21 protein-coding genes and 2 tRNA genes are annotated in these 24,347 nt (G+C 62.6%); 16 read left to right on the forward strand and 7 right to left on the reverse strand.

Annotation, left to right across the window (positions count from 1 at the left end; genetic code table 11):
* Positions 1-227: 227 nt before the first annotated feature.
* The 4 genes from hemC to GCN74_RS19265 are packed head-to-tail and all read left to right on the forward strand — an operon-like array spanning position 228 to position 4,359.
* Positions 228-1,232 (forward strand): hydroxymethylbilane synthase, encoded by a 1,005-nt coding sequence (gene hemC, locus GCN74_RS19250; RefSeq protein WP_152258165.1) that lies wholly within the window; start codon positions 228-230, stop codon positions 1,230-1,232.
* Positions 1,225-2,007: a uroporphyrinogen-III synthase gene (locus GCN74_RS19255; protein WP_152258166.1), complete on the forward strand. Its 783-nt coding sequence runs from the start codon at positions 1,225-1,227 to the stop codon at positions 2,005-2,007. The genes hemC and GCN74_RS19255 overlap by 8 nt, the downstream gene beginning before the upstream one ends.
* Positions 2,004-3,158: a uroporphyrinogen-III C-methyltransferase gene (locus GCN74_RS19260; RefSeq protein ID WP_152258167.1), complete on the forward strand. Its 1,155-nt coding sequence runs from the start codon at positions 2,004-2,006 to the stop codon at positions 3,156-3,158. Before GCN74_RS19255 ends, GCN74_RS19260 begins: the two co-directional genes overlap by 4 nt.
* A gap of 4 nt (positions 3,159-3,162) precedes the next feature.
* Complete coding sequence (locus tag GCN74_RS19265) at positions 3,163-4,359, forward strand: heme biosynthesis protein HemY (RefSeq protein ID WP_152258168.1); 1,197 nt, start codon at positions 3,163-3,165, stop codon at positions 4,357-4,359.
* 109 nt (positions 4,360-4,468) lie between these two features.
* Here GCN74_RS19265 and GCN74_RS19270 read toward each other — a convergent pair whose 3' ends face one another.
* Entirely contained in the window at positions 4,469-6,895 is a 2,427-nt protein-coding gene (locus GCN74_RS19270) for a membrane-bound PQQ-dependent dehydrogenase, glucose/quinate/shikimate family (RefSeq protein ID WP_193317158.1), read from the reverse strand.
* Between the two features lie 659 nt (positions 6,896-7,554).
* Between GCN74_RS19270 and ppa the strand changes: the two genes are divergently transcribed.
* Together ppa and GCN74_RS19280 are read left to right on the forward strand one after the other, a co-directional pair.
* On the forward strand, positions 7,555-8,097 hold the full coding sequence (gene ppa / locus GCN74_RS19275) for an inorganic diphosphatase (protein WP_152258169.1): 543 nt from the start codon (positions 7,555-7,557) through the stop codon (positions 8,095-8,097).
* Positions 8,098-8,309: 212 nt separating this feature from the next.
* Positions 8,310-8,870 carry an HdeD family acid-resistance protein gene (locus tag GCN74_RS19280; RefSeq protein ID WP_152258170.1) on the forward strand — a complete coding sequence of 187 codons (561 nt, stop codon included), beginning with the start codon at positions 8,310-8,312 and terminating at the stop codon, positions 8,868-8,870.
* Positions 8,871-8,926: 56 nt separating this feature from the next.
* On the opposite strand, the gene GCN74_RS19285 is transcribed toward GCN74_RS19280, so the two are convergent.
* Complete coding sequence (locus tag GCN74_RS19285; RefSeq protein WP_152258206.1) at positions 8,927-10,084, reverse strand: GNAT family N-acetyltransferase; 1,158 nt, start codon at positions 10,082-10,084, stop codon at positions 8,927-8,929.
* A 102-nt stretch (positions 10,085-10,186) separates the two neighbouring features.
* On the opposite strand from GCN74_RS19285, the gene GCN74_RS19290 reads away from it, so the two are divergent.
* Together GCN74_RS19290 and GCN74_RS19295 are read left to right on the forward strand one after the other, a co-directional pair.
* Positions 10,187-11,803: an NAD+ synthase gene (locus GCN74_RS19290; RefSeq protein ID WP_152258171.1), complete on the forward strand. Its 1,617-nt coding sequence runs from the start codon at positions 10,187-10,189 to the stop codon at positions 11,801-11,803.
* A gap of 41 nt (positions 11,804-11,844) precedes the next feature.
* On the forward strand, positions 11,845-12,183 hold the full coding sequence (locus tag GCN74_RS19295; protein WP_034758685.1) for a P-II family nitrogen regulator: 339 nt from the start codon (positions 11,845-11,847) through the stop codon (positions 12,181-12,183).
* 25 nt (positions 12,184-12,208) lie between these two features.
* On the opposite strand, the gene GCN74_RS19300 is transcribed toward GCN74_RS19295, so the two are convergent.
* From GCN74_RS19300 to trxB, 3 genes are all read right to left on the reverse strand, one after another.
* Complete coding sequence (locus GCN74_RS19300; protein WP_071324539.1) at positions 12,209-12,838, reverse strand: trimeric intracellular cation channel family protein; 630 nt, start codon at positions 12,836-12,838, stop codon at positions 12,209-12,211.
* Positions 12,839-12,961: 123 nt separating this feature from the next.
* Entirely contained in the window at positions 12,962-13,636 is a 675-nt protein-coding gene (locus tag GCN74_RS19305; RefSeq protein ID WP_152258172.1) for a Smr/MutS family protein, read from the reverse strand.
* A 7-nt stretch (positions 13,637-13,643) separates the two neighbouring features.
* A complete protein-coding gene (gene trxB, locus GCN74_RS19310; RefSeq protein ID WP_086139433.1) occupies positions 13,644-14,597 on the reverse strand; it encodes a thioredoxin-disulfide reductase in 954 nt (317 codons plus the stop codon).
* Positions 14,598-14,813: 216 nt separating this feature from the next.
* Between trxB and GCN74_RS19315 the strand changes: the two genes are divergently transcribed.
* From GCN74_RS19315 to GCN74_RS19325, 3 genes are all read left to right on the forward strand, one after another.
* Positions 14,814-17,168, forward strand: a complete 2,355-nt coding sequence (locus tag GCN74_RS19315) for a DNA translocase FtsK (protein ID WP_152258173.1) — start codon at positions 14,814-14,816, stop codon at positions 17,166-17,168.
* A 19-nt stretch (positions 17,169-17,187) separates the two neighbouring features.
* Positions 17,188-17,844: an outer membrane lipoprotein chaperone LolA gene (gene lolA / locus GCN74_RS19320; RefSeq protein WP_152258174.1), complete on the forward strand. Its 657-nt coding sequence runs from the start codon at positions 17,188-17,190 to the stop codon at positions 17,842-17,844.
* 69 nt (positions 17,845-17,913) lie between these two features.
* Positions 17,914-19,233, forward strand: coding sequence for a replication-associated recombination protein A (locus GCN74_RS19325; RefSeq protein ID WP_152258175.1), 1,320 nt, complete (start codon positions 17,914-17,916; stop codon positions 19,231-19,233).
* 2 nt (positions 19,234-19,235) lie between these two features.
* On the opposite strand, the gene GCN74_RS19330 is transcribed toward GCN74_RS19325, so the two are convergent.
* Positions 19,236-19,976, reverse strand: a complete 741-nt coding sequence (locus tag GCN74_RS19330) for an NAD-dependent epimerase/dehydratase family protein (protein ID WP_152258176.1) — start codon at positions 19,974-19,976, stop codon at positions 19,236-19,238.
* Positions 19,973-20,263 carry a DUF2917 domain-containing protein gene (locus GCN74_RS28825; RefSeq protein ID WP_193317159.1) on the reverse strand — a complete coding sequence of 97 codons (291 nt, stop codon included), beginning with the start codon at positions 20,261-20,263 and terminating at the stop codon, positions 19,973-19,975. The genes GCN74_RS19330 and GCN74_RS28825 overlap by 4 nt, the downstream gene beginning before the upstream one ends.
* A 180-nt stretch (positions 20,264-20,443) precedes the next feature.
* Between GCN74_RS28825 and GCN74_RS19340 the strand changes: the two genes are divergently transcribed.
* From GCN74_RS19340 to GCN74_RS19360, 5 genes are all read left to right on the forward strand, one after another.
* Complete coding sequence (locus GCN74_RS19340) at positions 20,444-21,865, forward strand: PLP-dependent aminotransferase family protein (protein ID WP_152258178.1); 1,422 nt, start codon at positions 20,444-20,446, stop codon at positions 21,863-21,865.
* A gap of 149 nt (positions 21,866-22,014) precedes the next feature.
* Positions 22,015-22,218: a hypothetical protein gene (locus tag GCN74_RS19345; protein ID WP_152258179.1), complete on the forward strand. Its 204-nt coding sequence runs from the start codon at positions 22,015-22,017 to the stop codon at positions 22,216-22,218.
* Positions 22,219-22,365: 147 nt separating this feature from the next.
* The gene (gene serS, locus GCN74_RS19350; protein WP_152258180.1) at positions 22,366-23,655 is read left to right on the forward strand and encodes a serine--tRNA ligase; all 1,290 of its coding nucleotides are present in this window, start codon (positions 22,366-22,368) and stop codon (positions 23,653-23,655) included.
* Between the two features lie 111 nt (positions 23,656-23,766).
* Positions 23,767-23,856 (forward strand) — tRNA-Ser (locus tag GCN74_RS19355).
* Between the two features lie 334 nt (positions 23,857-24,190).
* A tRNA-Ser gene (locus tag GCN74_RS19360) sits at positions 24,191-24,280 on the forward strand.
* Positions 24,281-24,347: the final 67 nt, after the last annotated feature.

Consider the following 24,347-nt stretch of genomic DNA (forward strand, 5'->3'; position numbering starts at 1 on the left):
AAGTGTAAAAGCAAGGAAATGAGGATGGCACCGGGCGTTTGGCCGCAGAGGGGAGGGGGCGCATGATAAAATTTGTGGTCTTCAACATGGACGCTAGCCTGACTTGGCCTTCTAGGCTAAGCGATAACGATTATAGCGACGCCAGGCGCCACCCGATACAAAATTGATATCAGACGGGCGAAATGGCAACGATAATGACAACGACAGCCACAGCGAAAGAACTTGTTTTGAAAGCATCCGAATTGACCCCGAACGAATTGCATATTCCTGCCCGCCTGGTGATCGCCACGCGCGAGAGCCGCCTTGCCATGTGGCAAGCTGAACACGTGCGCGCCCGCCTGGCCGCCCTGTATCCGCAGTGTAGCGTTGAAATTCTCGGCATGACCACACGCGGCGACCAGATTCTCGACCGCGCCCTGTCCAAGGTAGGCGGCAAGGGCCTGTTCGTCAAGGAGCTGGAAGTGGCGATGGAAGAAGGCCGCGCCGACCTGGCCGTGCATTCGCTGAAAGACGTGCCGATGGAGTTGCCGGAAGGCTACAGCCTGGCCGCTATCCTCGAGCGCGAAGACCCGCGCGACGCGTTCGTCTCCAACGATTACGCCAGCCTGGCCCAGCTGCCGCACGGCGCCGTCGTGGGCACCAGCAGCCTGCGCCGCCAGTCGCTGATCGCCGCGCGCTATCCGCACCTGACGATTCTGCCCCTGCGTGGCAACCTCGATACGCGCTTGGGCAAGCTGGACCGTGGCGACTACGCGGCCATCATCCTGGCCGCCGCCGGCCTGAAACGCCTGGGCCTGGCGTCGCGCATCCGCGCCGTGCTGGCGCCGGAAGACAGCCTGCCGGCCGCCGGCCAGGGCGCCATGGCGATCGAGATCCGCGGCGCGCGCGCCGACGGCGCCGACCTGGCGCGCCTGCTGGCGCCGCTGAACCATACGGCCACGGCGCAAGCCGTCACGGCCGAGCGCAAGGTGTCGAAGATCTTCGGCGGCAGCTGCCAGATTCCCCTGGCCGCGTTCGCCACCGTCGACGGCGAACAGATGCGCTTGCGCGCCATGGTCGCCACGCCGGACGGCGCGCGCATGGCCAGCGCCGAGCTCGAAGGTGCTGCCGGCGCGCCGGAACTGCTGGGCGAACAGGTGGCCGAACTGCTGCGCGGGCAAGATGCCGCGGGCATCCTCGCCTCGTGTGCCGTGACGCCCGACAACCATGAAGGCCTGGCGCCGCATGCCTGACACCGTGGTGATCACGCGGCCCGCGGCGCAAGCGGGGCCGCTGGCTGCCCGGATCGCGGCGCTGGGCTGGCCTGTGAGCCTGCTGCCGTTGCTGGAAATCCACGCGCTTGACGGCGCAGAGGAATGCGCGCGGCTGCAAGCCGTGCTGGCCCGCCTGCGCGACTACGACCTGGTGGCGTTCGTCTCGCCCAACGCCATCGACTGCGTCTTTGCCCACTTGCCCGCCTGGCCGGCGGGCCTGCCGCTGGCCGTGGTGGGCGAGGGCAGCCGCCTGGCGCTGGCCGCCCACGGCGTCACGGATGCGAATGCGGCCATCACGAGTCCGCTGGACACGGCGCGCAGCGATTCCGAACACCTGCTCTTGGCGCTGGACTTGCCGGCCCTGCGCGGCAAGCGCGTGCTGATCGTGCGCGGCGATGGCGGACGCGACTACCTGGCCGACGGCTTGCGCGCGGCCGGTGCCAGTGTCGAGTTCGTCACCGCCTACCGGCGCAAGGTGCCGAGGCTGACACCGGCCTTGCGGGCGACCCTGGAAAACCTGTTGCAGCATAATAACGACTGGATCATCACCAGCTCGGAAGCGCTGCGCGGCTTGCTGGCGCTGCTCGAGGAATTGGATGGCAAAAAGATAGCTGTTGCGAAAATGCAACAGCAGCATCTGATCGTGCCGCACGCCCGCATTGCACAAACGGCGGCGGCCCTGGGTTTTGCCCATGTCACCCTGACAGGATCAGGCGACGCAGGAGTGCTCGCCGCGTTACAATCACGACCATGAACGAAATGCCTACACTCTCCGAACCGAATGCAACGCCTGGCAGCGCCGTGAAGACGGCGCCGCAGGCGGCCGACCAACCCGCTGGCCGTGCGCCGACCCTGCTCGAACAGCTGCAAAAGCCCATGAGCATTGCCGTCATCGTGCTGGCCGTGCTGCTGGCTGCGCAAAGCTGGTCGACCAGCAAGCAGATCCGCAACTTGCGCGAAGAAGTGGCCAAGCGCTTGCAAAAAGGCGATGTCAGCAATGCCGAAACGGGCGTGCTGGCGCGCAACGTGCAAGAAGGCACGAAAGAGCTGCAGATCAAGGTGGGCGCGCTGGAAAACCGCCAGAGCGAAACGCAAAGCCAGCAGCTGGCGCTTGAGCAACTGTACAACGACCTGTCGAAGAACCGCGACGAGTGGGCGCTGACGGAAATCGAGCAAGTGCTGTCGACGGCCAGCCAGCAGCTGCAACTGGCCGGCAATGTGCCCGGCGCGCTGATCGCCCTGCAAAATGCGGACCGCAGCCTGTCGCGTTCCGACAAGCCGCAATTCATCACCATCCGCCGCGCCATCGGCCGCGACATGGAAAAACTCAAGGCCCTGCCCAGCGTCGATTCGACGGGCGTGGCCCTGCGCCTCGACGCCGTGATCGCCCAGATCGACTCGCTGCCGATGCTGTCCGACGAAACGCCGGCCTTGCCGGCCACCCCGGAAAAGCCGGGCAAGGCCAAGGCCAAGCCGGCGCGCGATGCCAGCGGCAAGCTGGTGGGACCGCCGGAGCCGGAACCGCTGCTGCAGAAAGTACGCGACGGCTGGAATACGTGGAGCGGCGACATGTGGAACGATGTGCGTCAGTTGATACGCATCCGCCGCGTCGATACGCCGGAAGCGCTGATGCTGTCGCCGACGCAATCGTATTTCTTGCGCGAAAACGTCAAGCTGCGCCTGCTTAATGCCCGCATGACCTTGTTGTCGCGCAATGAAACGGCGTTCCGCAACGACTTGATCGCTGCCCAGGATGCGCTGGCCAAGTATTTCGATACGCGCGCCAAGAGCACGCAGACGGCGCAAGCGCTGCTGCGCCAGGTGCAGGCCAGCAACCTGGCCATCGAAATGCCAACCTTGTCCGACAGCCTGACGGCTGTGCGCAACTACAAAGCGAAGTCCTGAGCCCATGCGTCTATTTCTCTGGTTACTCGCCCTGATGGCCGCGGCGATCGGTATCGCCGTGACGGCCCGTTTCAACCCCGGCAACGTGGTGCTGTTCTATCCGCCGTACCGCATCGACTTGTCGCTGAACTTCTTCCTGTTGCTGCAGGTCGTGCTGTTCGTGCTGCTGTACCTGCTGGTGCGCGCCGTGCGCGCCACCGTGCGCATGCCGGCGCAAGTGGCGGCCTATCGCCACCGCAAGCGTGAGCGCGATGGCAACAAGGGCTTGCGCGAAGCCTTGAAAGCCCTGTTCGAAGGGCGTTTCGGCCATGCGGAAAAAGCCGCCTTGCGCGCCGCCGAACTGGATGAGAATGCGGGCCTGGCCGCGCTGATCGGCGCGCGCGCCGCGCACCGCATGCGCCAGTCCGAACGCCGCGACAGCTGGCTGGCCCGCGTCGAAGACGACGCCAGCCTGAAGACGGCCCGCTTGATGACGGTGACGGAATTGCTGGTCGACGACCACCAGCCGGAAGCGGCGCTGGCCGCCGTGCGCGAACTCAACGCCAGCGGCACGCGCCACATCCACGCGCTGCAATGGTCGCTCAAGGCCGAGCAGCAGGCGAAGAACTGGCCGGAAGTGCTGCGCCTCGTGCGTTCGCTGGACAAGCACCGCGCCCTGCATCCGGCCCTGTCGTCGCGCCTGCGCGAGCTGGCCTACGACCATTTGCTGTCCGACCCGTCGCATGACGCCGAATCGCTGATGCGCGTCTGGTCCACCGTGCCGAACGCGGACCGGGTCAAGCCGTATATCGCCTGCCGCGCCGCCACGGCCCTGAATGCGCGCGGCCTGCACGACGAAGCGCGCCTCGTGTGCGAAGAGTCGCTGGCCGCCGACTGGGACGAGCGCGTCGTGCGCGCCTACCGCGAAGCGGCGGCGCCAGCCGGCACGCCGGCCCTGCTGCTGCAGATCGAACATTGCGAGCAATGGATGAAACAGCGTCCGCTGGATGCGGAACTGGCGCTGACCCTGGGTACCTTGTGCCTCAAGCAAAAACTGTGGGGCAAGGCCCAGCGCCACCTGGAGCAGGCGCTGTCCGACGCGAACGAGCCGCAAATGGTGCGCGACGCCCACCTGAAGCTGGCGCAGATGCACGATGCCCTGCAGCAGACGGAACAGGCTGCCGCCCATTACCGGCAGTGCGCGCTGGCCACCATCCTGTAAGCCGTTTTGTAAGCCAATTCGCCAGACGTAAAAAAGCCGTTCAGTGCAGACTGAACGGCTTTTTTTATGCGCACGCCATGGCGGCGTGCGCTGCTTTACTGCTTCTGCCTTACTTCTTCGCTGCGGCAGTACCTTCCGGCAAGGCATACGCGATCAGGGTGTCGCTCATCTTCGTGCCCAGCGAACCGTGGCCGCCGGCCATGACGACGACGAACTGGCGTCCCGACTTGTTCGACACATAGCTCATCGGCGTAGCCTGGCCGCCTGCCGGCAAGCGGGCTTTCCAGATCACCTTGCCGTTGCTGACGTCGTAGCCGCGGATGTAGTAGTCGAGCGTGCTGCTGAGGAAGGTCACGCCGCCGCCCGTGGTGACCATGCCGCCCAGGCTGGGCACGCCCAGCGGCAAGGGAATCGGCACGGGGCCGCTGTCGCGCGTGGTGCCGTTCTTGTGCATCCACACTTTTTTCATGGTGCGCAGGTCGACGGCGGCCACATAGCCCCACGGCGGTGCCTGGCATGGAAAGCCCAGCGGCGATAAAAATGCCTTGATTTCCACGGCGAACGGTACACCCGTCTGCGGCTGCAAGCCCATTTCACCGCCCGTGCCGCCCTTGGCCGTCGTTTCGGCGCGCGGCACGAGTTTTTCCAGGAAGCCCATGTAGTCAGGGTTGACGATCAACAGCTGGCGCACGGGGTCGATGGCCGCGCCGCCCCATTCGAAGATGCCCAGCGGACCCGGGGAAATGACGGCGCCCTTGCCCGCCGTTTGCGGCGTGAACGGGCCTTCATAGCGGCGTTCCTTGAAGATGATGCGGCAGGCCAGCTGGTCGAACGGTGTCGTGCCCCACATGTCCGCTTCGCTGATATTGCGCTCAGGCAGGAAGGTCAGGGCGGAGAACGGCTGCGTGGGCGACAGGGTGTCGCCGGCGGCAGGATTGCTCGTTGGCACGGGTTTTTCCGGCGCCGGCACCACCAGGCTGCCGTCGCGGCGGTCGATCACGTAGATGTCGCCCCGCTTGGTCGTGGCCACCACGGACGGTACTTTGCCTTTCGGCGTGTCGATGTCGACCAGGCTGGGCTGGCCACCGATATCCATGTCCCAGATATCGTGGTGCACGGTCTGGTAGACCCAGCGTACCTTGCCCGTCGCCAGGTCCAGCGCGACGATGGCGCTGTTGAATTTCTCGCCATTCTTGTTGCGCTTGCCGCCCCAGGTATCGGGGGTTTCATTTCCCATCGGAATATAGACCATGCCCAGCTTTTCATCGATGCTGGCCACGCCCCACGAGTTGGGCGAGTTGTTGGTGTAGTTCTTGCCTTCAGGGAAGGGCTGCGTATCTTCCGGCGTGGCCGGGTCCCAGTTCCACAGCAGCTTGCCCGTGACGGGATCGTAGCCGCGGATCACGCCCGATGGCTCTTCCGTCGAGTGGTTGTCCGTCACGCTGGCGGCGATCACGGCCACGTTTTGCGCCACGGCCGGCGGCGAGGTGGGCATCAGGAAACCGCGCTTGATCATGGCCATGTTTTTATACAGGTTGACGACGCCGTTGTTGCCAAAGCTCTTGCACGACTCGCCCGTATCGGCGTTGACGGCGATCATGGTGCCGTCCATGGTGGGCGCCAGGATGCGGCGCGGGCATTCCATGCCGGCCGCTTCGGGGGCAGGGTTGTTCTTCGCGCGGCCCGCGTTGACGTCCCAGTAGGCAACGCCGCGGCAGATCATGTGCTGGTAGCTGGCCGCATCGCGGTTGATCTTCGGATCGTGGCGCCACAGTTCCTTGCCCGTGTCCGGGTTCAGGGCGATGACGATATTGTGCGGCGTGCACAGGTACAGCATGTCATTGACCTTCAGCGGCGTGACTTCGTTGGCGATCTCGCCCGGGTCGTTGGGGCCCTTGAAGTCGCCCGTGTGGTAGGTCCAGGCTTCTTTCAGGCCGGAAATATTGGCGGGCGTGATCTGCGCGGCCGGGGCATAGCGGTCGCCATAGCCGGAGCGGCCATAGGCGGACCAGTCGTTGTGCTCGACGCCGGGCGCCAGGTCGCCGGCGGCCGTGGCGGCCATGCTGTCGGCCGGCACGTCGCCATGCAGGTCATGGTAGTCCTGGAACAGGGCGATGACGCCGGCGATGACGGTCAGGGCCACGGCGGCGGACAGGGCCGTCTTGCCGGCAGACGCCTGTTTCGCTGCGGCGGGTGGCGCCAGGCGGCGGCTGACGAAGGGCAGCAGCAGCCAGACGGCGGCGGCAAACCAGATGTCCAGGCGCGGCAGCAGTTGCCACCAGTCGAATTTCACTTCAATGAGGGACCAGACCAGGGTGGCGAACAGCAGCAGCGCCATGAACGGTTGCGCGCTGCGCTTGCCCTGGAACACCAGTACGCCGGCCCCGAGCATGCCGATGCCGGCCAGCAGGTAGTACCAGGAGCCGCCGAGACTGGCCAGCCAGATGCCGCCGCCCAGCAGGGCGAGGCCAAGCAGAATGAAAATAACGCCGGTGACCTTTAATAAAGGACCGGGCCGGAAAGAGGGAATCATCATATTCCTTTTTGCAAGGATTTATCGGTGGCGCCTGGGTGGCGCCATATTGAATTCAGGGAAGGCGTCGATTGCAGAATATACAAAGTTTGGAATCACCGGAATGTGACAGTTTATCAGAATTGACGATTGTCTTCCGGTCGTGCCATTTTTTGGCAGGCGCGCCATTTGAATCAATTAAATGCTTCAAATAAGAACAAATATTATGCTGGATCAGGGGCTTGCGGGGCTGGAAGGCAGGCGTGGCGGTGATGGCCGGGGATTGCCTGAATAGTGGGGATGCATTGTGGCGCGGGCCATAATAAGACCGTTGTGATAAGTGGCTGCAAAAAATGCAATGCCGATTATAATAACCACGTTTATGGGGCGGGAATATTAAAATGGAAATGTGCAGGGGTTCTCCGTATTAATTCAGAGGTATGCGTAGTATTGCTTAGGTGTTTGTGCTTATTATTTCCGGCACCTTGTCTATTCTCCCGCCAGGCAGGCGCGGCGGACGGGAAAGGCAAATGCGCGGCAGGCTGCGCGCGTTGCTCTATGGTCCGTGCCACTGTTGCTGGCGTGATGCGCAAAATGCCGGCAGGCCGCTGCTGCATCGCACAAGCTGCCTGTACTTCGCTATAATTACGCGGTTAAAACACAATCCGCTATAAGGAAAATCCATGAGTTTGAATAACGTCTCTTCCGGCCGCGACCTGCCGAACGATTTTAACGTCGTCATCGAAATCCCGATGAACGCCGATCCGATCAAGTACGAAGTCGACAAGGAAAGCGGCGCGATCTTCGTCGATCGCTTCATGGGTACCGCCATGCACTACCCGTGCAACTACGGCTACGTGCCGAACACCCTGTCGCCGGACGGCGACCCGGTCGACGTGCTGGTCATCACCCCGTTCCCGCTGATCCCGGGCGTGGTCGTGCGCTGCCGTCCTATCGGCGTGCTGAAAATGACCGACGAGTCGGGCGAAGACGCGAAAGTGCTGGCCGTGCCAGTCGACAAGGTCCTGTCGATCTACAGCCACTGGCAAAAGCCGGAAGACTTGAACGAACTGCGCCTGCGCCAGATCCAGCATTTCTTCGAGCACTACAAAGATCTGGAAAAAGGCAAATGGGTCAAGATCGACGGCTGGCATGGTCCTGAAGTGGCCAAGGAAGAGATCCTGAGCGGCGTTGCCGCGTTCAAGGCTGAGAAAGCCGCTTCCTGAGTAATCCCCGCGCGGAACACGGCGGCTTGCCGCCCGTTCCCTGCCGTGTGCGAGTAAAAAACGCCCCCTGCTATGATGGCCGGAGGCGTTTTTTTTTGCCGACAACATCAGGCTTCCGATGGATGAAGGTGCTTGAGTGAGTCTAATTTATTGTTAAAAATTCAATTTCACAATAATTAAGGGGAGGGGATATGTATTCTGAGCATTTATTGATGCGTTCCTGGTGGGTGCTGGCCCTGCGTGGCCTGGCGGCGCTCGCCTTTGGCGCGATCACCCTGGCCTGGCCCGGCGTGACGGTATTGTCGCTGCTGATGGTGTTTGCCGCGTATGCGCTGCTCGGCGGCGGCGTGTCCGTCGTCGGCGCGTTCAGCAACCGCAAGCATGGCGGCGACTGGTGGGCCTTGCTGCTGCTGGGCATCTGCGGCCTGGCCGTGGGTATCCTGACCATCGTCTACCCGCTGCTGACGACGTTTGCCTTGATCGTCATGATCGGCGTCAATGCCCTCGTGTCGGGCGTGTTCGATATCGTGCTGGCGGTCCGTTTGCGCAAGGTCATCCGCGGTGAATGGCTGCTGGTGCTCAATGCCGTCATTTCCATCCTGTTCGGCATCCTGATCCTCGTCTTCCCCGCGGCCGGCACGTTTGCCCTCGTGTGGATGATCGGCGTGTATGCCTTGCTGACGGGTATCTTGCTGCTGACCTTGGCATGGCGCGCGTACAGGCTGAAAAAGGACGGTGTCTTCGGCAGCTATTCCGGCCGCTCGGCCGCCTGATCCTGCCGGCGTGTCCGCGAGCGCTCCCCGCTAGCCGGCCGGGAGCGCTTTTGCTTTCAGGGCGCCGTGGCGGGGCGAAACGGGCTGTGCTCGTTCAATTCATCGAGATAGGCATCGATGCCGCCCCGTTCGCGCTCGAGGAAGCGCTGCACGGCGTCAGCAAAGGCCGGGTGCGCCAGCCAGTGGGCGGACCAGGTCTTTTGCGGCAGGAAGCCCCGCGCCATCTTGTGCTCGCCTTGCGCGCCCCCTTCGAAGGTGGCGATGCCGTTGGCGATGCAGAATTCCAGCGGCTGGTAATACGCCGTCTCGAAATGCAGGCAGGGCACGTGCTCGAGCGCGCCCCAGTAGCGGCCATACAGGGTGTCGCCCGTGTGGATCACCAGCGAGGCGGCAATGGCCCGGCCTTCGCGCTCGGCGATCACCAATAAAATGTTCTGCGGCATGGTGGTGCCGATGCGGCGGAAGAAGTCCAGCGACAGATAGGGCGAGGAGCGGTGTTCCGCATAGGTATTGCTGTAGCAGCGGTGGAACAGCTTCCAGTCGGCATCCGTCGCTTCCACCCCGCGCACCTGGCGCATGACGACGCCCGCTTCCCGCACCTTGCGCCGCTCGGCGCGGATATTCTTGCGCTTCTTGTGTTCCAGGGTGGCCAGGAATTGCTCGAAATCCGTGTAGCCGGGATTGAGCCAGTGAAACTGCACGCCACTACGCATCAAATAGCCGGCTTCCGCCAGCTGGCGCGCTTCGCTTTCCGGCGGGAACAGGATGTGGCAGGACGATACGTCGGCCGCTTGCTGCTGCGCCTGCAGGAAGGCCAGCAGGGCGGCGCGCGCCTGGCCATCGCGGGCCAGCAAGCGCGTGCCGCTGACGGGCGTAAATGGTATCGCGGACAACAGTTTCGGGTAATATTCAAGGCCATGCTGCCGATAGGCATCGGCCCAGGCCCAGTCGAACACGTATTCGCCATACGAGTGCTGCTTCAGGTACAGGGGCAGGGCGGCGGCCAGGGTCTCGCCTTGCCACAGCGCCAGGTAATTCGGCTGCCAGCCCGTGTCGGCGCTGGCGCAGCCGGACTCGTGCAGCGCGTGCAGAAAGGCATAGGAGAGGAAGGGATTGGTCTCCGCCTTGGCCTCCGCCTGGCTTGCCAGCAGTTCAGACCAGGCCGCTTCGCCAATTTCAGCCAGGCTCGAGACGATAGCCGTGCGATAATTCATTGTTGTAGTGTGCATTCATCACTCTCGGGGCGCCACCACCGGCCTGCGCGCCCCTGTCTTGTTCTTGTTTAATAAAATTAATAAAACGAAATTTCCACCATCATGACAGTCAAAGTCGCAATTGCTCAAATGAATAGTACGGTCGGCGATCTGGCCGGCAACCGTGCCAAGATCTTCGACCTTTCCCGCCGCGCCTTTGAAGCGGGCGCCGATATCGTGCTTACGCCGGAACTGTCGCTGGTCGGCTATCCACCCGAGGACCTGCTGCTGCGCAATGCATTCTACGCAAAAACGCAGGAAGCGTTTGCGGGGCTGGCCGCCGATCTTGCCCAGTTCAAGGATTTGCACGTGGTGGTGGGCTTGCCCCTGCAAGATGAAAAGGGCGTGCGCCACAATGCCGCCTCCGTGCTGCTGAACGGCGAAGTGCTGGGCACCTACCGCAAGCACGATTTGCCGAACACGACCGTGTTCGATGAGAAACGTTACTTTACGTCGTCGGACCAGGCCTTCGTGTTTGGCGTGAAGGGCGTGCGTTTCGGCATCAATATCTGCGAAGACACGTGGTTCGGCCACGCGCCCATGCGCGCCCGCGCCGCTGGCGCGCAGGTGCTGCTGGTGCCGAACGGCTCGCCCTACCACATGAACAAGCAGCATTTGCGCTATGAAACCATGCGCCAGAACGTCAGCGCGCAAGGCATGGCCCTCGTGTACGCCAACCTGGTGGGTGGCCAGGATGAACTGATCTTCGATGGCGACTCGTTTGTCATGGATGCGGCCGGCACGATCTGCGCCCAGCTGCGCCACTTCGAGGAAGACTTGCAACTGGTCGAGTTCGACGGCGCCACGCCCGTGCCGCAGGCGCTGGCCGCGCCGTTGACGACGGAAGCCCAGGTATACCGGGCGCTGGTGCTGGGCGTGCGCGACTACATCGGCAAGAACGGCTTCCCCGGCGTGCTGATCGGCATGTCGGGCGGCGTCGATTCCGCCCTGACCCTGGCGATTGCCGTCGATGCGCTGGGCGCCGACAAGGTGCGTGCCGTCATGATGCCGTCGCAATTTACGGCCGATATCTCGTGGATCGACTCGCGCGACATGGTAAAACGCCTCAATGTGCGCTACGATGAAATTCCGATCAAGCAAACCTTCGACGCTTTCCGCGCCACCCTGGCCGGCGAGTTCGCTGGGCTGGCGGAAGACGCGACGGAAGAAAACATCCAGGCCCGCATCCGCGGCACCTTGCTGATGGCCCTGTCGAACAAGCATGGCAGCATCGTGCTGACGACGGGCAACAAGAGCGAGATGGCCGTCGGCTATTGCACCCTGTATGGCGACATGGCAGGCGGTTTTGCCGTCATCAAGGATATCGCCAAGACCCTCGTGTACCGCCTGTGCGCGTACCGCAACGGGGTGTCGGAGGTGATTCCCGAGCGCATCTTGACGCGCGGGCCGTCGGCCGAATTGCGCGCCGACCAACTGGACCAGGATTCCTTGCCGCCGTATGACGTGCTCGACGGCATCATGCAGCTGTACATGGAAGAAAACCGGCCGATCGCCGACATTATCGAGGCTGGCTACCCGCCGGCCGACGTGGCGAAAATCACGCGCCTGATCAAGATCAATGAATACAAGCGGCGCCAGTCGCCGGTGGGCATCCGCGTCACGCACCGTGGCTTTGGCCGCGACTGGCGTTATCCCATCACGTCGAAGTTTTACGAATAAGCAGCCATCTGTCCACAATCCAACAATTTTAAGGAGTAGCCATGAAACAGATTACCGCCATCATCAAACCATTCAAGCTCGACGAAGTACGCGAAGCCTTGGCCGATGTGAACGTGACGGGCTTGACCGTGACGGAAGTGAAGGGCTTTGGCCGCCAAAAGGGTCATACCGAGCTGTACCGTGGCGCCGAGTATGTGGTCGACTTCTTGCCGAAAGTCAAAGTCGAAGTGGTGGTGGACGACAGCGTGTCGGAACTGGTGGTCGACGCCATCATCAAGGCTGCCCGCACGGGCAAGATCGGGGATGGCAAGATCTTCGTACGCGACGTGGAGCAGGTCATCCGCATCCGCACGGGCGAGACAGGTCCCGACGCGGTGTAAGTGTTTCAGCTGGGGCCGCTGACTTTCAGCGCCCCAGCCGCATGTCGAATTTCCAGCAAATCAGGCGCAGGATGGTGATGCCGCTGGCGCTGGTCCACAGCGCGAAGTCGTGCTCGGCGCCGAAATGCATCTGCAATAAATAAGCCCAGCAGCCGAAAAACGCGCAGATGGCGTAGGGTTTGCCGTCACGAAATACCATCGGCACTTCATTGCAGACGATGTCGCGCATCACGCCGCCGAAAATCCCCGTAATCACCCCCATCATCGAGGCAATAAAGATCGGCATGCCGGCGCGCATCGCTTCGGCCACCCCGGCGATGGCGAACATGCCCAGGCCGATGGCGTCGGCCACGACGATCAGGCGTTCCGAGACGATCTGGCGCAAGTGCTGGATCAGGGGCGCCGCCGTCAGGGCCAGCACGAAGATCAGAATCGCGTATTCCTGGTGCGAAACCCAGAACAGGGGCCGCTTGTCGAGCAGGATGTCGCGCAGGGTGCCGCCGCCGAATGCCGTGATGAAGGCCACGACAAACACGCCGACCAGGTCCATGCGCTTGCGGCGCGCTTCGATGAAACCGGAAAACGCGCCCACCAGGATGGCGATGACCTCAATGATCTTGATCAGCGAGCCAGGCGGCAATTGGGGTGGCATCATGGGTGGAGCGCTTGAGCAGGAAATAATTGTCACAGGTTAACATGACACGGCCCCGAATGGTGACAAACGGGGCCGTGTGCGGTGTGGAACTGGTGACTGAATGGTAATTGCTTGCTGTCAAGCCTAGCGGATGGGCTGCAAGGCTGCCGAGAGCAGCACGACGAGGGCGCCATCGCCCCCTTCGGAGCGGCGTGCCTGGCAAAAGGCGATGACTTCATCCTTTTGCACGAGCCAGCTGTGCACCATCGATTTCAAGACCGGTTCCTGGCCTTTCGAGCCGAAACCCTTGCCGTGGATTACGCGCACGCAGCGCAGCTTGCGCCGCGCCGCCTGGTTCAGGAAGGCGCCGATGCCGTCGCGCGCCTCGTCGCGGCGCAAGCCGTGCAAGTCCAGCTCATCCTGGATGGGCCAGTGGCCCTTGCGCATCTTCTTGACCACGTCCGGTCCCACGCCGGGGCGGGCGTAGTTCAGGGCGGGATCGTTTTCCAGGTAATGGTCGACCTCGAACAAGTCCGACAGCGACTCGCGCAGAACGGCCGCGTCGTCCTCTGCCGGCGTCAGCTTGCGCGCCGGCTGCTGGGCGCTTGCCGCGCCCGTCTTCGGCAGGCTGGGCACGTAGCGGTCCGACTCGGGCAGGCGCTTGACGCCGCCGATGCTGGCCTTGAACAGATTGCTCTCCACGGCCTGCACCTGGACTTGCCTGGCGCGCTCCGCTTCAGCCTGGGCGCGCGCGTCCGCCTGTTCCTTGAGCTGCTTGCTGACCGCTTTCAGGTCGGCGAAGTCTTTCATCGACGCCATGCGACGCTTACTCCTGGCCTTCCAGGTAGCGCTGGGCGTCCAGTGCTGCCATGCAACCCGTACCGGCGCTGGTGATGGCCTGGCGGTAGATGTGGTCCTGCACGTCGCCGGCGGCAAACACGCCCGGCGCGCTGGTGGCGGTGGCCATGCCTTCCAGGCCAGTCTTCGTCTTGATGTAGCCGTTGTGCATGTCCAGCTGGCCTTCGAAGATGCCCGTGTTCGGCTTGTGGCCGATGGCGATGAACACGCCGTGCACGTTCAATGCCTCGACCTTGCCGTCGATGGTCGACTTGATGTTCAGGCCCGTGACGCCGCCTTCGTTGCCCGTCACTTCGTCCAGAGTGTGGTTATATTTCAACACGATCTTGCCTTCGGCAACCTTGGCGTTCAGGCGGTCGATCAGGATCGCTTCCGCGCGGAACTTGTCGCGGCGGTGGATCAGGGTGACTTTATTGGCGATGTTCGACAGGTACAGCGCTTCTTCCACAGCCGTATTGCCGCCGCCGACGACGGCCACTTCCTGGTTGCGGTAGAAGAAACCATCGCAGGTGGCGCAGGCGGATACGCCCTTGCCCATGAATTCCGCTTCCGATGGCAGGCCCAGGTATTGCGCGGACGCGCCCGTGGCGATGATCAGGGTGTCGCACGTGTATTCGTGGCTGTCGCCCTTCAGGCGGATCGGTTTTTCGTTGAGGAACGTGGTGTGGATGTGGTCAAACACGATTTCCGTATTGAAGCGCTCGGCGTGCTGCAGCAAGCGCTGCATCAGGTCCGGGCCTTGCACGCCCATGGGGTCGCCGGGCCAGTTTTCCACGTCGGTGGTGGTCATCAGCTGGCCGCCTTGCTCCACGCCGGTCACCAGCATCGGGTTCAGGTTGGCGCGCGCGGCGTAGACGGCGGCGCTGTAGCCGGCGGGGCCGGAGCCGAGGATCAAAACGCGGGCGTGTTTGGTAGTGGTCATAATGAGGCTTCTCTATGAGTGGGGTCTATCCGAATTGGGGGCATACGCGCGAAGAACAAGGGCGTATTGCGCTTGCGCAAGCAATCCCCGATTATAGACCAAGCCGCCTGTGGCGACGAATCGTGGGGCCGCCCGGGGCATATATGGCTTAGAATACTTCCTTATTATGGGAAATTCCCTTTCAGAAACATTTTTCACCTTGCAGCGCTTCCCAGAATGACTAAACCAGCCCAGGCCAATCAAAATAGCTACACCCGTAAACCGGTCGAACGCCGGCCCCTGCCCAACCGGCTGGTGCGGCTGCTGTCCGAGGCGCGCTGGTTCGCGCTGGCCGCGTTTGCCCTGTATTTCGTGCTGATACTGGCCAGCTTCCACAAGCTCGACCCGGGCTGGTCGCATGCCACGTCCGTCGACAAGGTCGCCAACCTGGGCGGCAAGCTGGGCGCGACCCTTTCCGATCTGTTGCTGTATATCTTCGGCTTTTCCGCCTGGTGGTGGTGCGTCTGGCTGCTGCGCACGGTGTGGAATGGCTATCGCCGCCTGAGCAAGCGCTTCCTGCTGGAAGAGGAAGACGTGGAGCGCGAGCACCATGTCGAGATGCTGATCCGCATCGTCGGCTTTTCCATCATGCTGATCGGCAGCATGGGCCTCGAATACCTGCGCATGGCGAAAAGCCTGCACGTGCAGCTGCCGCGCGAGCCGGGCGGCGTGCTGGGCCAGCTGGTGGGCCACTCGGCCCACGTGGCCTTCGGTTTCACGGGCGCTACTTTATTACTGTTGCTGCTGTTCGGCCTGGGTTTCAGCCTGTTCTTCCATGTGTCCTGGCTGCAAGTGGCCGAGCGCATCGGCGGCGCCATCGAAGACGCTTTCAACTGGTTCGTGCTGCGCTACCAGGACCGCGAAGACCGCCGCCAGGGCGAAGTGGCTGCCGTGCGCCGCGACGAGGTGGTGGTCATCGAACGGGCCAAGCACGTGGAAAAGCACGTGGCCGCGCCGCCCATGAAGATCGAGCCGCAGGTGGTGACCGTGGTGAAATCGGAACGCGTGGAAAAAGAGCGCCAGGCCCATCTGTTCGAAGGCCTGGGCGATGGCAAGCTGCCGCCCCTGTCCCTGCTCGACGAAGCGCCGCCCGTGGTGGAAACGGTGTCCGTGGAAACCCTGGAATTCACGAGCCGCCTGATCGAAAAGAAATTGTCGGACTTTGGCGTGGATGCCAAGGTAGTGGCCGCTTACCCCGGCCCCGTCGTCACGCGCTATGAAATCGAGCCGGCCACGGGCGTCAAGGGCAGCCAGATCGTGGGCCTGGCGCGCGACCTGGCCCGTTCGCTGTCGCTCACGTCCATCCGCGTGGTGGAAACCATTCCCGGCAAGAATTACATGGCTTTGGAGTTGCCGAACAGCAAGCGCCAGATCGTGCGCCTGACGGAAATCCTCGGTTCCAAGGTCTACAACGATGGCGTGTCCAGCCTGACGATTGCGCTGGGCAAGGATATCGCGGGCAAGCCCGTCGTGGCCGACCTGGCGAAGATGCCCCACTTGCTGGTGGCCGGTACCACCGGTTCCGGTAAATCCGTGGGCATCAATGCGACGATCCTGTCGCTGCTGTACAAATCCGACCCGCTCGACGTGCGCCTGATCCTGATCGATCCGAAGATGCTGGAAATGTCCGTCTACGAAGGCATTCCCCATTTGCTGGCGCCCGTCGTGACGGACATGCGCCAGGCCGGCCACGCGCTGAACTGGGCCGTGAACGAGATGGAACGCCGCTACAAGCTGATGAGCAAGATGGGCGTGCGTAACCTGGCCGGCTACAACGCCAAGATTGCCGACGCGAAAAAGCGCGAAGAACACATCCCGAATCCGTTCAGCCTGACGCCGGATTCGCCGGAGCCGCTGGAAAAACTGCCGACCATCGTCATCATCATCGACGAGCTGGCCGACCTGATGATGGTGGTGGGCAAAAAAGTCGAGGAATTGATCGCGCGTATCGCGCAAAAGGCGCGCGCCGCCGGCTTGCACTTGATTCTGGCCACGCAGCGCCCATCTGTAGACGTGATCACGGGCTTGATCAAGGCGAACATTCCCACGCGTATCGCGTTCCAGGTGTCGTCCAAGATCGATTCGCGCACCATTCTCGACCAGATGGGCGCGGAAACCCTGCTGGGCATGGGCGACATGCTGTACATGCCGCCCGGTACCGGCTTGCCGATGCGCGTGCACGGCGCGTTTGTTTCCGATGATGAGGTCCATCGCGTCGTCAGCCATTTGAAGCTGCAGGGCGAACCGAATTACATCGAGGGCATCCTCGAAGGCGGCACCCTGGAAGGCGACGGCGCCGAAGGCGGCGTGCCGGGCGAGGGCGGCGGCGAGGCCGATGCCCTGTACGACCAGGCAGTGGCGGTGGTGCTGAAGAACCGCCGCGCCTCGATTTCGCTGGTGCAGCGTCATTTGCGCATCGGCTACAACCGCGCCGCCCGCCTGCTTGAGCAGATGGAGCAGAGCGGGGTGGTATCAAGCATGCAATCCAACGGCAACCGGGACATCCTGGTGCCGGCGGCCAGTGCGGAATAAGACAAGAAGGATAGAAAGAATGCAGAACACGACTTTCGCAGCAAAAATGATGATCGGTGCGGCCAGTGTCGCCTGCAGCCTGCTGTTCGCGGCCAGCGCCTCGGCCAGCGCGCTCGAGCAGTTCAAGAGCTTTGCCGCCGGCACCAAGTCGGCCAAGGGCGAGTTCGTGCAGCGCCAGGTCAAGAAGGCGGACGCCAGCGGCAAGGCGAAAGTGTCGACCCCGGCCAGCGGCACCTTCGAGTTTGCCCGCCCAGGCAAGTTCATCTGGACTTATCTGAAGCCGTACGAGCAGCTGCTGCAGGCGGACGGCGACAAGCTGTATATCTACGACAAGGACTTGAGCCAGGTGACGGTCAAAAAACTGGGCGACGCGCTCGGTTCCTCGCCCGCTGCCATCTTGTTTGGCAGCAACGACCTGGAAAAGAATTTCACCCTGGCGGAAGCGGGCACGCGCGACGGCCTGGAATGGCTGAAAGCCACGCCGAAAGCCAAGGATACGACGTTCGACGAAATCACCATCGGCCTGCGCAACGGTGTGCCGGAAGCGATGGAATTGCGCGACTCGTTCGGCCAGACGTCGGTGCTGGCGTTCAAGAACTTCCAGAAAAATCCGGCCTTATCCGCCGATCACTTTAAATTTGTCATGCCCAAGGGCGCGGATGTGATTAATAATTAATTTTTCGCAGACTGTCATTGACCGGCCTCGCACCATGCGGGGCCTTTGCATTCTTACCCGGTAAATATTATGGCGGATCTCTTTTCCACCGCACCGCGCCAGCCGCTGGCCGAGGCCTTGCGGCCATCCACCCTGAACGAAGTCATCGGCCAGACGCATTTGCTGGGCGCGGGCAAGCCGCTGCGCCTGGCGTTCGAGGCGGGCAAGGCCCATTCGATGATCTTGTGGGGCCCGCCCGGCGTGGGCAAGACCACCCTGGCGCGCCTGATGGCGAACGCATTCGACAGCGAATTCATCGCCCTGTCGGCCGTGTTCGCGGGCGTAAAAGATATCCGCGCCGCCATGGACCAGGCCCGCCACAGCCTGGTCCAGTTCGGCAAGCACACTTTATTGTTCGTCGACGAAATCCACCGGTTCAACAAATCGCAGCAGGACGCCTTGCTGCCTTTCGTGGAATCGGGCCTCGTGACCTTCATCGGCGCGACGACGGAAAACCCCAGCTTTGAAGTCAACTCCGCGTTGCTGTCGCGCGCGCAAGTGTATGTGTTGAAGTCCCTCAACGAAGACGAGATGAAGCAGTTGCTGGCCAAGGCGCAATCGACGGCCCTGACGCACCTGACGTTTGACGAGGCGGCGGCCGACACCCTGATCGGCTACGCGGACGGCGATGCGCGGCGCTTCTTGAACTTGCTGGAGCAGGCCGAGACGGCCGCCAGCTCGACGGGCACGACCAGCATCGACGCGGCCTTCGTCGACAATGCGCTGACCTTGAATTCGCGCCGCTTCGACAAGGGCGGCGACAATTTCTATGACCAGATTTCCGCCTTGCACAAGTCCGTGCGCGGTTCGAACCCCGATGCGGCCCTGTATTGGTTTTGCCGCATGATCGACGGCGGCGCCGACCCCCGCTACCTGTCGCGGCGCATCGTGCGCATGGCCTGGGAAGATATCGGCCTGGCCGATCCGCGCGCCTTGACCATGGCCAACGACGCGGCGGAAACGTATGAACGCCTGGGTTCGCCCGAAGGCGAGCTGGCCCTGGGCCAGGCCGTGATCTACCTGGCCATTGCCGCGAAGAGCAATGCCGGCTACAACGCCTTCAACACGGCCATGGCCTTCGTCAAGAAAGATAAATCGAAGGAAGTGCCCGTGCACTTGCGCAATGCGCCGACCAAGCTGATGAAGGAGCTGGGCTACGGCCACGCCTACCGCTACGCGCATGACGAACCCGATGCCTACGCGGCCGGCGAAACGTATTTCCCGGACGGCATGGCGGAACCGGGCTGGTACCAGCCCGTGCCCCGCGGCCTGGAAAGCAAGATCGCCGATAAATTGGCGTGGCTGCGCGAGCTGGACAGAAAAGCGGGAAAACCAGCCGGCAAGGGCTGACGCTACAGTCCCAGCAGGGTAAAACCGTCGTCCTGCGGCGCGTAGCCCACCAGCTGGCGCGTCGCTGCGATCGACAGCCGTTTGTAGCGGTTGTCCGACACGCCATGCACGACGTGGTAGCCGGGCGGCACGTCAGCACTGAGGCAGCAGGCCAGCAACTGCACCACGTCGCGCTCGCTGATGAAGGCGGCGATGTCGCGTGCGCTGTGCTGTTGACCTGGCGCAAACTGCGCCACGTTGGCGATGCGCACGGCAATCGCCGTCATGCCATGCTGGTGCGCGAACGCGGAGGCCACGCCTTCGCCGAAGGCCTTGCTGGCGCCATACATATTGGCGGGCCGGGCCGGCATGTGCTCGTGCACCTGCACATCGAGCGGATAGCCTTCGATGGCTTGCGCGCTGCTGGCAAGCACCACTCTTTGCACGCCCTGCGCCTGCGCCGCGCGGAAGATGTTGTGCGTGCCGATGATGTTCGGCTGCAGCAGCTGCGTGTCGAAGTCGGCGCTGGCATGGGGCACGCCGGCCAGGTGCAGCACCACGTCGGTATGGGCGCAGGCGGCCAGGCAGGCGGCGTAGTTGCCCACGTCGAGCTGAATGGACGGGCAGGGCGCCGGTGCCAGCCCGTCAGTGTGCAGGTCGGCCAGGCGCAGGGAGAATTCCCCGTGCCGGCGCTTCCAGAAAGCGGTGCCGATGACGCCGGCGGCGCCCGTGACGAGGACGCGCAGTGGTGGTGCTTGAGTCATGTATTCCTAATATGCAAGGTGTGAGGCAGTGCCAGGTTCAGCCAGCGCAGCAGGGCGGGACGCGGTGCGGCCGTGCCATGGACGCGGATGTGTCCGCTACCCACGGCTTCCACCAGCACCAGGCCGTCATTCGGTACGGTGTAGCGCTCGCCGCTGCGCAGCACGCAATCCTCGAACTGGGCGTAGGCCGTGATCCAGGCCGTGCCGGACAGGCATTCGATCACCTTCGCATGCGCTTTTTCCAGGCGCAAGGGCCGTTCGCTGCGTAATTCGTGGTCGGTATGCATGGCATCGATCCTGTTGTGCTGACAGGAACAGCTTAGGCCCTTGCTGCCAACCATGACAGATGCAGGAAAACGAAATTGTGATGAATACAGTGCACTTCGTCGTACACTGTGCTTGTCAAAAAACTCGGCAACTGTATCTGTGCCGGCCACGCGCGGCAGCCGCATACTGAAGGGATGAACATGAGTACGCACACGAATCTGTACGAGCACCTGGCCAACGAGCTGGGCGCCCTGATCGACGCGCGCGTGTTCGCGCCCGGCGACCGCCTGCCGTCGATCCGCCACCTGGCGCAGCAAAAGCGCATCTCCATCAGTACCGTGATGCAAGCCTTGCGCCTGATGGAAGACCGGGGACAGGTCGATGCGCGGCCCCAGTCCGGCTATTTCGTGCGCCACCGGGCGCCGCGCCGCCCGTGCAGCGCGGACGCCCAGCATTTGAAGGAGCCGGCCTTTGTCGGCATCAACAACCTCTTGATGCGGGTGCTGAAGGAGAACGAGACGCGCGATGTGGTGCAGCTGGGCACGGCCTGGCCGCCCGACGAGATCCTGCCCATCAAGCGCATGCAGCGCACCATCAGCGCCGTGGCGCGGCGAGATCCCGTCCTGCTCAGCAAGGTCAGCTGCTATGACATCAGCGAAGGCAATTTCCTGCGCCAGGTCACGCGCCGCGCGCTGGACTGGGGCAAGCTCGACCCGCAAGAAATCGTCGTGACGAATTCCTGCACGGAAGCGATCAGCCTGTGCCTGCGTGCCGTGGCCAAGCCGGGCGACACCATCGCCATCGAGTCGGCCACGTATTTCGTGCTGCTGCAGATGATCGAAAGCCTGGGCATGAAGGCGCTGGAAATTCCCACCGACCCGAAGACGGGGCCGTCGCTCGATGCGCTGGAACTGGCCCTGCGCGCCGGCCTCGTGCAAGCGTGCCTGTTCGTGCCGAATGCGAACAACCCGCTCGGTTGCGTCATGCCGGAAGCAAACAAGAAGCGGCTGGCGGGCCTGCTGTCGGAATTCAATATTCCGCTGGTGGAAGACGACGTGTATGGCGACCTGTGCTTTGCACCGCAGCGGCCGTGGCCCGTGAAAGCCTACGACACGAGCGGCAACGTTTTATTGTGCTCCTCGTTTTCCAAGGCCATCACGCCCGCCTCGCGCGTGGGCTACGTGCTGGCCGGGCGTTTCGCGCAGGAAGTGGCCCTGCTGAAAACCGTGTCCAGCGGCGCCACCAGCCATTTCTTCCAGGCCGTGCTGGCCGACTTCCTGGAAGGCAGCAGCTACGACCAGCAGCTGCGCAAGATGCGGCGCACCTTGGTGCAGCGCATCGCGCGCATGTCCGACGCCGTGGCGGCGCACTTTCCGGCGGACTGCATGCTGTCCGAGCCGCAAGGCGGTTTCGTGCTGTGGGTGCAGATGCCGCCGCAAGTCGATGCGCTGGCCCTGCATGGCCAGGCCATCGCGGAAGGCGTGGCGTATATGCCGGGCCAGCTGTTCTCGGCCTCTGGCAAGTTCGGCAATTATCTGCGCCTCAATTGCGGCAATGCATGGACGCCGCGCATCGAGCAGGCTATCGGCCGGTTAGGGCGTCTCGTCAAGGACGCCTTGTAACTGTTCTGCGCGCTTCAGTCCCCGTTTTTCACCGTTCGCTCCCTGTTTTTCGCCGCTGGTCGCAAGCCGGTGGCGTCTTGCCTGCGCGTTGGCTAAAGTACCACCATACCAAGCGCAGTCAAACAAACAAACCAACTAGGAGTTACATCATGAACGCACTGAAAAACATGGAAATCGCCTTTGTCGCCGCCGCCGTCATCGCCATCGGCACCAGCTTCGCCACCGCCGGCGCGAATACGGTCGAGGTAAGCGCCAGCAGCACCGTGATCGCCCGGGCTGCCGACAGCAAGATGCCGGTCGTTACCGTCAGCGCCCGCCGCCTGACGGCTGCCGAAAAAGCGGCCTTTATCTGAGCGCCAGCCTGAGCATCGGATGTAAAGCGGGCGCGGGTGCCCAGCCAGGCTGCCATGACGATGGCGGGCCGTGTGCAAAACTCATAATGAACTGAACGGGTCTTGGTACAATGGATGCTTTCGATACATCGGCACCGCCATCCACCCATGATAGATATCCAACTTCTCCGTAAAGACATCGCCACCGTTGCCGCCCGCCTGGCAACGCGCAAATTCCAGCTCGACGTGGCAGGTTTCAACGCCCTCGAAGCCGAACGCAAGGCGATCCAGACGCGCACCGAAGAGCTGCAGGGCAAGCGCAACGCGCTGTCCAAGCAAATCGGCATGTTGAAAGGCAAGGGGGAAGACACCTCGGCCGTGATGGCGCAAGTGGCGGGCCTGGGCGACGAATTGAAAGCCGATGAAGCGGCGCTGACCCTCGTGCAAGCCAAGCTGAGCGAATTCATCATGGCCGTGCCGAACCTGCCGCACGAATCGGCCCCCGTTGGTACGGACGAGTCGGGCAACGTGGAAGTGCGCAAGGTGGGCACGCCGCGCACCTTCGATTTCGAAGTCAAGGATCACGTCGACGTGGGCGCCCCGCTGGGCCTGGACTTCGAAGTGGCCACCAAGCTGACCGGTTCGCGCTTTTCCGTCATGAAGGGCGGCATCGCCCGCCTGCACCGCGCGCTGGCGCAATTCATGCTCAACACGCACGTGGACGAGCATGGCTACACGGAATGCTATACCCCCTACATGGTCAATGCCGATTCGCTGCGCGGCACGGGCCAGCTGCCGAAATTCGAAGCCGATCTGTTCTCGGTGAAAAAAGGCGGCGTGGAAGGCGAGGGCGAGACCTTCTACCTGATCCCCACCTCGGAAGTGTCGCTGACCAACATCGCGCGCGACGAGATCCTGGCGCTCGACCAGCTGCCCCTGAAAATGACGGCCCATACGCCATGCTTCCGCTCGGAAGCGGGCAGCTACGGCCGCGATACGCGCGGCATGATCCGCCAGCACCAGTTCGACAAGGTGGAAATGGTGCAGGTCGTGCATCCGGACACGTCGTACCAGGTGCTGGAAGAAATGGTCGGCCACGCGGAAACGATTCTGCAACGCCTGGGCCTGCCATACCGCGTGATGTCGCTGTGCACGGGCGACATGGGCTTTACGGCCACCAAGACCTTCGACCTGGAAGTGTGGCTGCCGGCGCAGAATACCTACCGTGAAATCTCGTCCCTGTCGAACACGGAAGCCTTCCAGGCCCGTCGCATGCAGGCGCGTTTCCGCAACGCGGCCGGCAAGCCGGAACTGGCGCATACCCTGAACGGCTCCGGCCTGGCAGTGGGCCGCACCCTGGTCGCCGTGCTGGAAAACTACCAGCAGGCAGACGGCAGCGTCGAGATCCCGCCAGTGCTGCGTCCGTACATGGGCGGCCTGACGCATCTGAAGGCCTGAAAGGTTCAGGCAGCCTGGTGAATGGAAGGCGCAAAATAGTCCTTCCATTTTTTCAAGCGGCTGCTATAATCTTGCCTTCCCGCAGCAATGCAGGAAAAGACCGCAGCAAATGGAGAGGTGGCAGAGTGGTCGAATGTACTTGACTCGAAATCAAGCGTACGTTAAATCGTACCGTGGGTTCGAATCCCACCCTCTCCGCCAGAACAAATAGAGAAAGCTCCCGCAAGGGAGCTTTTTTTATTTGTGGCGGCGAAGAGGAGCAAGGCGCCTGCGCGCCTTGCGCGTGGGATTCGAAGACGAGCGCGTATTCGCGCGAGGCTCTCCGAATCGTCCAATTGGTTTTCACGCGTGCGCGAAGGCGGCGTCTACAAAGACGAGCCGCGTCTCGCGCGAGGCTCTCCGAATCGTCCAAATGGTTTTTGCTTTTCCAAAGCCAGATTAGCAATAAACCCCTACCCAATTGAACAATGCCCATGCTAAAATAGCGCCTCGTTCAAACAGGCATGCCAGTTTGGATGAATAGACCGCAGTAAACGGAGAGGTGGCAGAGTGGTCGAATGTACTTGACTCGAAATCAAGCGTACGTTAAATCGTACCGTGGGTTCGAATCCCACCCTCTCCGCCAGAATACATAAGAGAAGCTCCCGCAAGGGAGCTTTTTTTATTCCCGCAAGGTCAAAAGACCACCAGCG

It is taken from the genome of Janthinobacterium sp. FT14W, from assembly GCF_009208755.1.
GTDB classification, from domain to species: domain Bacteria; phylum Pseudomonadota; class Gammaproteobacteria; order Burkholderiales; family Burkholderiaceae_D; genus Janthinobacterium; species Janthinobacterium violaceinigrum.

Bases quoted from the DNA above. Each gene is read 5' to 3' on its own strand.
- GCN74_RS19285 (WP_152258206.1), bottom strand. From the start codon at position 10,084: ATGAATTATCGCACGGCTATCGTCTCGAGCCTGGCTGAAATTGGCGAA.
- GCN74_RS19325 (WP_152258175.1), top strand. From the start codon at position 17,914: ATGGCGGATCTCTTTTCCACCGCACCGCGCCAGCCGCTGGCCGAGGCC.
- GCN74_RS19255 (WP_152258166.1), top strand. From the start codon at position 1,225: ATGCCTGACACCGTGGTGATCACGCGGCCCGCGGCGCAAGCGGGGCCG.
- GCN74_RS19300 (WP_071324539.1), bottom strand. From the start codon at position 12,838: ATGATGCCACCCCAATTGCCGCCTGGCTCGCTGATCAAGATCATTGAG.
- lolA (WP_152258174.1), top strand. From the start codon at position 17,188: ATGCAGAACACGACTTTCGCAGCAAAAATGATGATCGGTGCGGCCAGT.
- GCN74_RS19340 (WP_152258178.1), top strand. From the start codon at position 20,444: ATGAGTACGCACACGAATCTGTACGAGCACCTGGCCAACGAGCTGGGC.
- GCN74_RS19315 (WP_152258173.1), top strand. From the start codon at position 14,814: ATGACTAAACCAGCCCAGGCCAATCAAAATAGCTACACCCGTAAACCG.
- GCN74_RS19290 (WP_152258171.1), top strand. From the start codon at position 10,187: ATGACAGTCAAAGTCGCAATTGCTCAAATGAATAGTACGGTCGGCGAT.
- serS (WP_152258180.1), top strand. From the start codon at position 22,366: ATGATAGATATCCAACTTCTCCGTAAAGACATCGCCACCGTTGCCGCC.
- GCN74_RS19305 (WP_152258172.1), bottom strand. From the start codon at position 13,636: ATGGCGTCGATGAAAGACTTCGCCGACCTGAAAGCGGTCAGCAAGCAG.
- GCN74_RS28825 (WP_193317159.1), bottom strand. From the start codon at position 20,263: ATGCATACCGACCACGAATTACGCAGCGAACGGCCCTTGCGCCTGGAA.
- GCN74_RS19260 (WP_152258167.1), top strand. From the start codon at position 2,004: ATGAACGAAATGCCTACACTCTCCGAACCGAATGCAACGCCTGGCAGC.
- GCN74_RS19280 (WP_152258170.1), top strand. From the start codon at position 8,310: ATGCGTTCCTGGTGGGTGCTGGCCCTGCGTGGCCTGGCGGCGCTCGCC.
- GCN74_RS19330 (WP_152258176.1), bottom strand. From the start codon at position 19,976: ATGACTCAAGCACCACCACTGCGCGTCCTCGTCACGGGCGCCGCCGGC.
- GCN74_RS19270 (WP_193317158.1), bottom strand. From the start codon at position 6,895: ATGATGATTCCCTCTTTCCGGCCCGGTCCTTTATTAAAGGTCACCGGC.
- trxB (WP_086139433.1), bottom strand. From the start codon at position 14,597: ATGACCACTACCAAACACGCCCGCGTTTTGATCCTCGGCTCCGGCCCC.
- GCN74_RS19295 (WP_034758685.1), top strand. From the start codon at position 11,845: ATGAAACAGATTACCGCCATCATCAAACCATTCAAGCTCGACGAAGTA.
- ppa (WP_152258169.1), top strand. From the start codon at position 7,555: ATGAGTTTGAATAACGTCTCTTCCGGCCGCGACCTGCCGAACGATTTT.
- GCN74_RS19345 (WP_152258179.1), top strand. From the start codon at position 22,015: ATGAACGCACTGAAAAACATGGAAATCGCCTTTGTCGCCGCCGCCGTC.
- GCN74_RS19265 (WP_152258168.1), top strand. From the start codon at position 3,163: ATGCGTCTATTTCTCTGGTTACTCGCCCTGATGGCCGCGGCGATCGGT.